At 64.9% G+C, this 8,139-nt stretch carries 5 protein-coding genes; 2 read left to right on the top strand and 3 right to left on the bottom strand.

Features of this window, described 5'->3' with window-relative positions:
* The 3 genes from scpA to VGC77_RS06570 all read right to left on the bottom strand — a co-directional run.
* Positions 1–1,588 (bottom strand): methylmalonyl-CoA mutase (scpA, locus tag VGC77_RS06580; protein WP_331170773.1); only part of this gene is annotated, 1,588 nt, incomplete at its 3' end.
* On the bottom strand, positions 1,585–3,642 hold the full coding sequence (locus tag VGC77_RS06575; protein WP_331170772.1) for a methylmalonyl-CoA mutase family protein: 2,058 nt from the start codon (positions 3,640–3,642) through the stop codon (positions 1,585–1,587). The genes scpA and VGC77_RS06575, both read right to left, overlap by 4 nt.
* A gap of 34 nt (positions 3,643–3,676) precedes the next feature.
* A complete protein-coding gene (locus VGC77_RS06570) occupies positions 3,677–5,206 on the bottom strand; it encodes an acetyl-CoA hydrolase/transferase family protein (protein ID WP_331170771.1) in 1,530 nt (509 codons plus the stop codon).
* A 739-nt stretch (positions 5,207–5,945) separates the two neighbouring features.
* Between VGC77_RS06570 and mce the strand changes: the two genes are divergently transcribed.
* Entirely contained in the window at positions 5,946–6,350 is a 405-nt protein-coding gene (mce, locus tag VGC77_RS06565; protein ID WP_331170770.1) for a methylmalonyl-CoA epimerase, read from the top strand.
* 168 nt (positions 6,351–6,518) lie between these two features.
* Entirely contained in the window at positions 6,519–8,075 is a 1,557-nt protein-coding gene (locus tag VGC77_RS06560; RefSeq protein WP_331170769.1) for an acyl-CoA carboxylase subunit beta, read from the top strand.
* Positions 8,076–8,139 lie beyond the last annotated feature (64 nt).

The raw sequence follows: 8,139 nt of genomic DNA, 5'->3' as shown, positions 1-8,139 counted from the left end.
GAGCCAGAAGGTTTCCGGAGCCTTCGCGGGCCGCTCCGGTGAGTCCGCCGAGCGCCGCCGCCACGGCGTCGCCGTCGCGCTCCGCCCGGAGTCGCTTGAGCTTGGCGAGTTGCGCGTCGCGCACCGCCGCATTGTCGACCTTGAGAACGTCGAGCGGCGGCTCCGTCGTCGGGCGGTAGCGGTTGACCCCGACGACGACCTGCAGGCCGGCGTCGATCCGCGCCTGCGTCTCGGCGGCCGCTTCCTCGATGCGGCGTTTCGGCAATCCGGCCTCGATGGCGCGCGCCATGCCGCCCATGGCCTCGACTTCGGTGATGTGCTGCCAGGCTCGCGCCGCGAGATCGGCGGTGAGGCGTTCGACGAAGAAGGAGCCGCCCCAAGGGTCGATGACCCGGGTGGTGCCACTCTCGCGTTGCAGCAGAAGTTGCGTGTTTCTGGCGATGCGGGCCGAGGCGTCGGTTGGCAGCGCCAGCGCCTCGTCGAGCGCGTTGGTGTGCAACGACTGGGTGTGGCCCTGCGCCGCGGCCATCGCCTCGATCTGGGTTCGCACCACGTTGTTGTACACGTCCTGCGCCGTCAGCGACCAACCCGAGGTTTGCGAGTGGGTGCGCAACGACATCGACTTCGGATTCTTCGCGCCGAAGCCCTCGATGATCTTGGCCCACAGCATGCGGGCCGCGCGCATCTTGGCGATTTCCATGTAGAAATTCATGCCGATCGCCCAGAAGAACGACAGCCGGGGGGCGAAATCGTCCACCGTCATGCCCGCCTTCATGCCGGCGCGGATGTACTCCATGCCGTCGGCCAGGGTGTAGGCCATCTCGATGTCGGCGGTCGCGCCGGCTTCCTGCATGTGGTAGCCGGAGATCGAGATCGAGTTGTATTTCGGCATATACTTCGAGGTGTATTCGAAGATGTCCGAGATGATCCGGATCGAAGGCTGCGGCGGGTAGATATAGGTGTTGCGCACCATGAACTCTTTCAGAACGTCGTTCTGAATGGTGCCGGTCAGCTTCTCACGGCTGACGCCCTGCTCTTCCGCCGCGACGATGTAACCGGCCAGCACCGGCAGCACCGCGCCGTTCATCGTCATCGACACCGACATCTGATCGAGCGGAATGCCGCTGAACAGCACCTCCATGTCGAGGATCGAGTCGACCGCCACGCCGGCCATGCCGACGTCGCTGACAACCCGCGGATGGTCGGAATCATAGCCGCGATGGGTGGCAAGGTCGAACGCGATCGACAGCCCCTTCTGGCCGGCGGCCAGATTGCGGCGGTAGAACGCGTTCGAGGCTTCGGCGGTGGAGAACCCGGCATATTGCCGGATCGTCCAGGGCTTCGTCACATACATGGTCGGGTACGGACCGCGCTTGTAGGGCGGCATCCCGGGCATGGTGTGCAGATGGTCGATCCCATCGAGGTCCGATGCCGTGTAGAGGGGCTTGACGCCGATCTTCTCGGGCGTTTCCCACAGCATCTCGTCCAGGCCCTTGCCTGTCTCGGCGCACACTTTGGCTTCCCACTCCGCGTAGGACGCGCTGTTCTTGGCCTGCGTCAGGCTGATTTCGGAAAAATTCGGGATCATTTCGCTAGCACTCCCAGACGAACGAGTTGGTCGGTCAGTTTGCTCAAAACGTCGCCTCCGAGGAAAATATAATCGTCCACGCCGGCCGCGTCGTAGTCCGCTTTCTTCTCGCCGGGGGCCCCGGCCAGGTAAAGTGTCGTCGCCCCGGCGGCCTTCAGCGCCGGCGCGTAGCTCGGGACGAGCTGCTCATAGAGAGCGTCCGAGGAGCAGATGATGGCGATCTTGGCGCCACTCTCCTTGAACGCCGCAACGCAAGCCTCGACGTCCGAGAAGCCGTTGTTGCTGGTCGCCTTGATGCCGCCCGCCTCGAAGAAGTTCTTGGCGAAGGTGGCCCGGCCGGTGTGCTTGGCAATCGGTCCGAGATTGGCCAGGAAGATCGTCGGCTCCTGCCCGGTCTTGGCCTTGTGGGCCGCGGCCGCATCGCGCAACCGCTCGAAGCGATCCGCCAGACGCCGCTTCGGAAGTGCCGGCACCGCGACCTTCGAACCGGAAACCGCCGCCACCACGTCGCCGAACCCGGCGCCGGCCGCGAGGGCCTTGTCCACAGCCTGGGTGGAAACCGCCTTGCCCAGGCTCTGCAGCTCTGCCGCCGCAGCCTTGGCGCCGGCCGCCGTGCGCTTGGCAACCTCGGCCAGAATCCCGCTGACATCGACGGTCGGCCGCTCCAGCGCGCTCTCCAGGATGTTGGGGAACTCGGACACGCCGGTCAGCGGCGCCTTGCGCTTGGCGATCGCCTTGTCGCGTTCATCCATGGTCTTGGCGATCTCGCCCTGGACGAAGCCCGAGGCCAGCGCCGCGGCGATCCCGCCCTTGCCTTCGATCACCTGGAAGAATGCCCAGGCCTTGTCCGCCATCTGCTGGGTCAGGGTTTCGATCGCCCAGGCCCCGCCGGCCGGATCGGCCACCCGGTAGAGGTTGGATTCTTCGGCCAGGATCACCTGGGTGTTGCGCGCAATCCGGCGCCCGAGCGGGTCGGGAATGCCGATCGCATCGTCGAACGGCAGACAGGTGATGCTGTCGGCACCGCCGACCGCCGCGGCGAAGGTCGACACCGTGGCGCGCAGCATGTTCACCCACGGATCGATCCGCGTGAACATCCGCGCCGCGGACTTGGCCCGCAGCACCATCGCCGCGGCCTCCGGCGATGCGCCGGCCGCCGTCGCCAGCGCCGCCCACAATTTGCGCGCCGCCCGCAGCTTGGCGATTTCCAGATATTCCTCACAGCCCACCGACAAGGTGAAGCTGATCTGCCGGCAGGCGTCGTCGATCGACAGCCCGCCCGCGGTCAGCGCCTTCAGATAGGCGACCGCGGTGGCCAGCGCGATGCCGAGATCCTGAACTTCCGCCGCCCCGGCATTGTGATAGGGCGCCGTGTCGATGGTCACCGCGCGCACGCCCGGCAGCGTCTTCGAGGTCAGCGACGCCAACGCCGCCAACTGCGCATAGCCGCTCTCCAGGCTGTAGGGCAGCCCGCCGGTCGCCGCCAAAAATCCCAGCGGATCGGCGCAGAACTCGCCCTTGGCATCCTTGTCGGCGACGCCGCGCTTGCGCCACAGCGCGATCAAGGCGGAAGCCGCCGGCAGGAACGCCGCGCCGGCGTCGAGGGCCACCGGAACCTTCGCCAGATCGACCCCGGCCAGGCTGGCCTCAAGGCCAGCAACGTCCTCAATCGCGACGCCGCCGCCGTTCGCCGATCCGGTGAGCCGCAGCAGCACCGAGGTGACGCCGCGGGACAGATCGGTCTTGATCACCGCGTTGGCGTCTGCGGGATTGGGCTCGCGGAATTCCTGACGGATGTCCCAACCGCTGCGGGTGCGTTCGATCAGATCGGTGCCGCGGGTGTAGGGAAACAGTCCCGGAAAGCCCGACGGATCGCCGCCGCGAGGCCAATCTTCCTCAAGATACAAGGGCTGGATGTCGATACCCTCCAGCGTCCTCGTCACCATCTTCTTCTCGAACGGAGCCCCTTTGAGCTCCACGTCGACCTTCTTGCGCCACTCCTCGACTGAAGTGGCCGGAAAATCCAACGTCAATTCTTTATGATCGTGGTTCAATGCGGACTCCTATCCTTTTGAAAGCGAAGATCGATCACGCAGCAGTCTTGCTATTCCCAGTGGCAACGGCGTCTTCTGCACGCATGCTGCCAGTGTTTCTGAACTGCTCATGCCACGAGTAGGCCTTCTCGAGCACATGCGGCGTATGACCGCCGCGGGTCAGCGCATCCTTGTAGTAATCGCGCATCATGTCGCGATAGCTCGGATGCACGCAGTTTGCGATCACCACCTGGGCGCGCTCACGCGGCGCCAGGCCGCGCATGTCGGCCAGACCTTGTTCGGTGATCAGCAGGTCAACGTCATGTTCGGGATGGTCGACGTGGCTGACCATCGGAACGATCGACGAGATCTTGCCGTTCTTGGCGATCGACTTGGTGACGAAGGTGGTCAGGAAGGCGTTGCCGGCGAAGTCGCCCGAACCGCCGATGCCGTTCATCATGTGGGTGCCACCGACATGCGTCGAATTCACGTTACCGTAAATGTCGGCTTCCAGCGCGGTGTTGATCGCGATCAAACCAAGCCGACGGATCACCTCGGGATGGTTGCTGATCTCCTGCGGCCGCAGCAGCATCCGCTTCTTGTAAAAGTCGAGGTTGTTGTACAGCCGATCCCAGCAGGGTTGGGTCAGCGAGAACGCGGTGGCCGAGGCGAACACGATCTTGCCGGAGTCGACCAGGTCGAACACCGAATCCTGAATGACCTCGGAGTACATCGTGAGATCATGGAACGGGCAATCGGTGAAGCCGTGCAACACCGCATTGGCGATGGCGCCGACGCCGGACTGCAGCGGGGCCAATTTGTTGCCCAGGCGACCGACCTTGACCTCATGCTTGAGGAACTCGATCAGATGGCCGGCGATCGCGTTGGTGTCCTCGTCCGGCTTCTCCAGCTTGACGGCGTTGTCGCGCTTGTCGGAGATGACGATGGCGGCGATCTTCGACGGATCGACCGGGATATAGGTGGTGCCGATCCGCGAATCCGGCGCCACCACCGGCACCGGGTCGCGGTGCGGCCGGCGGCCCGGAATATAGATGTCGTGCAGGCCTTCGAGGCTCGCCGGCTGCGCCAGGTTCAGCTCGACGATGATCTTGTCGGCGAGAATGGCGAAGCTCGCCGAATTGCCGACCGACGTGGTGGGGACGATGCCGCCGCTCTCGGTGATGGCGGCAGCCTCGATGATGGCGACGTCGATGCCGTGAATCTGATGCGCCCGCAGCAGCTCGACCGTCTCGGACAGATGCTGGTCGACATACATCACCTCGCCGGCATTGATCGCCTTGCGCAAGGTCGGATCGCCCATATAGGGCATCCGCCGGGCGATGATGCCGGCCTTGGTCAGGGTGCTGTCGATCTCGTCGCTGACCGAGGCGCCGGTCAGCAGGTTGATCTTGAATTTCTCCCGCAGCGCCCGCTCGGCCAAGATCGGCGGGATCGCTTTCGCGTCGCCCGACTTGGTGAAGCCCGACATGCCGACGGTCATGCCGTCCTTGATCAATTCAGCGGCGGTTTCGGGGGAGACGACTTTGCCCGTCAGGGACGGCATGCGAATTCGTTCGCGATACATGCGGTGTTCCTCTGTTTGCTTTGTCCAGCGCGCCCGCGGCGCTCGGGAATCGAATCGACCGGGGGTCTACGCTTCGATCGATGAGGAATCCCGGTGGCCGAAACCGTTGACCCCTCACACGAGCCGGACGGCTCGAACATCCAAGGCAGTCATTGGGTTAGCGCGGCGTCTGCGGCGCCACCAGCTAGCTGAGGTCAAGCGCGGGCTATCTGTCGTATAGGGGCGATCGACTGACGCATGCCTTTGGGTCGCCGATGTATAAGCGGCGCGGCGGCCGGAGCGGCGCGGCGGGCGCGACGATCGGGCCGCGCCGGCGTTGAACAACAGGGCTGCGGGGGGCTGAATTCAGCGGCAACTGCGCCGCGGCGGGCGACGCCGCAGCGCGCCAAAGCTGAGTCGACGAGCGTATAGGCCGGGGGTTTTGCGGGCAAAACCGACTAACAATCCGCGCTCCGCCCAGCTTTCCAGACCAAAATGAAAGCGCTACAGACACCGTGAGTATTTGCGGCGCGATCAGCTCATCCTCGATTCCGGAAAGCTCGTTCGTGTTGTGCAACACGCGGAAAATGCCGATGCAGCCGAAGGTGTCGAAGCTCGGGGACACGCGGTCCGGTCGACCGGCCGGCGCGCCGTCGCGGCCAGCGGCGCGGTTGCAGCGGCCTGCGGCTGCCATCAACGCCACGGCGGAGGCGTGCTTTCGTCCGCTGCGAATGTCCATCCATCTCGTGAGGAGACAATCATGATCGGTAAACTCAACCACGTCGCCATTGCGGTGCCGGATCTCGAAGCCGCGGCCAAGACCTACCGCGAGACGCTCGGCGCCAAGGTGTCGGCGCCGCAGCCGATTCCGGCGCACGGCGTCACCGTGGTGTTCGTCGAACTGGCCAACACCAAGGTCGAGTTGCTGCACCCGCTCGGCGACAAATCCACCATCCAGGGCTTCCTCGACAAGAACCCGAGCGGCGGCATCCATCACATCTGCTACGAGGTGAAGGACATCCTGGCGGCGCGCGAACAGTTGAAGGCCGCCGGCGCCCGGGTTCTCGGCGACGGCGAGCCGAAGATCGGCGCCCACGGCAATCCGGTGCTGTTCCTGCATCCGAAGGATTTCTTCGGCGCGCTGGTCGAGCTGGAACAAGCCTGAACGAAGCCACGCCACCCAAGGCGGGGCCGGCCTGCGGGCCGGCTCCGATCCGCACCGCCGAAGCCACCGACGCAAAGCGCCTTTGAGAGGCGTCGACGCGGCGGGGCACAGGCCCTCGCACGACGTCGGTCGGCGTTGATCACGACAAGCTCAAGGATGAAAGCTGCCATGGCGCTCTCGGAGAAGCTACTCGAAGAAATGAAAGCCCGCCGCAAGACGATCACCGTCGGCGGTGGCGAAGACAAGATCGAAGCGCGCCACAAGAAGGGGTTGTGGAGCGCGCGCGAACGTCTGGCGGCGCTGTTCGAAGAGGACACCTTCCAGGAATCCGGCCTTTACGTGAAGCACACCTGCCACTTCTTCGGCATGGAAGCCAAGGACCTGCCCGGCGACGCCGTGGTGGTCGGCACCGGCTTCGTCGACGGCCGCCAGGTGGCGTCGTTCAGCCAGGACTTCACCGTCGCCGCCGGCTCGCTCGGCAAGATGCACGCCAAGAAGATCGTCTCGGTGATGGACAGCGCCGCCAAGCTCGGCATTCCGCTGGTCGCCTTCAAGGATTCCGGCGGCGCGCGCATTCAGGAAGGCGTCGACGCGCTGTCCGGCTATGGCGAGGTGTTCTTCCACAACGTGACGCTGTCCGGCGTGGTGCCGCAGATCGCGGTGATCTGCGGGCCGTGCGCCGGCGGCGCCGCCTATTCGCCGGCGCTGATGGACTTCATCATCATGACGAAGTCCAACGCCTACATGTTCATCACCGGCCCGGAGGTCATCAAGGCGGTGACCGGCAAGGCGGTGACGATGGACGAGGTCGGCTCCGCCGCGATGCATTCCTCGGTCAGCGGCAACGTGCATTTCGTCGCCGACGACGAGGCCCACGCCATCCGCCTGGTGCAGCAGCTGCTGAGCTATCTGCCGTCGAACAATTCGGAAGATCCGCCGCATCGTCCGTCGACCGACATCACCATCGAAGAGGACGCCTCGCTCAACGAGTTGATCCCCGACAGTTCGTCACAGCCGATGGACGTCCACGCCATCATCAAAAAGCTGGTCGACGACGGTGAATTCCTCGAAGTGCACGCCAATTTCGCCGGCAACATCGTGGTCGGCTTCGCCCGCATCGAAGGCATCGTGGTCGGCATCGTCGCCAACCAGCCGTCGATCAAGGCCGGCACGCTCGACATCGACTCTTCCGACAAGGGCGCGCGCTTCATCCGCACCTGCAACATCTTCAACATCCCGCTGGTGACCCTGGTCGACATCCCGGGCTTCATGCCCGGCATCGATCAGGAACGCGGCGGCATCATCCGCCACGGCGCCAAGATGCTGTTCTCCTACGCCTCGGCGACGGTGCCGAAGGTCACGGTGATCATGCGCAAGGCCTATGGCGGCTCGTATCTGGCGATGTGCAGCCAGGAGATGGGCGCCGACGTGGTGTTCGCCTGGCCCTGCGCGGAGATCGCGGTGATGGGCGCCGAGGGTGCCATCAACGTGCTGTACGGCAAGGAGCTGAAGAGCGCCGGCGACAACCGCAAGGCCAAGGCCGCCGAACTCGCCGCCGCCTACCGCGCCGAATTCGCTTCGCCTTACGTGTCGGCGGCGAACGGCTACATCACCGACGTGATCGATCCGGCGCTGACCCGCTCGACGGTGGCGCTGGCGCTGCGCAAGCTCCTGACCAAGCGCGAGAACCGGCCGCCGAAGAAGCACGGCAACATCCCGTTGTAACCACTCCAGAACGACCGACGACCAGAAAGCCGATGCGGCACAACCGCATCGGCTTTTTCTTTTG

The organism is Rhodopseudomonas sp. (assembly GCF_036404135.1).
Classification (GTDB): domain Bacteria; phylum Pseudomonadota; class Alphaproteobacteria; order Rhizobiales; family Xanthobacteraceae; genus Rhodopseudomonas_A.
Note: the sequence above shows the minus strand (reverse complement) of the source record. Positions and strands in the feature narration are given on the sequence as shown.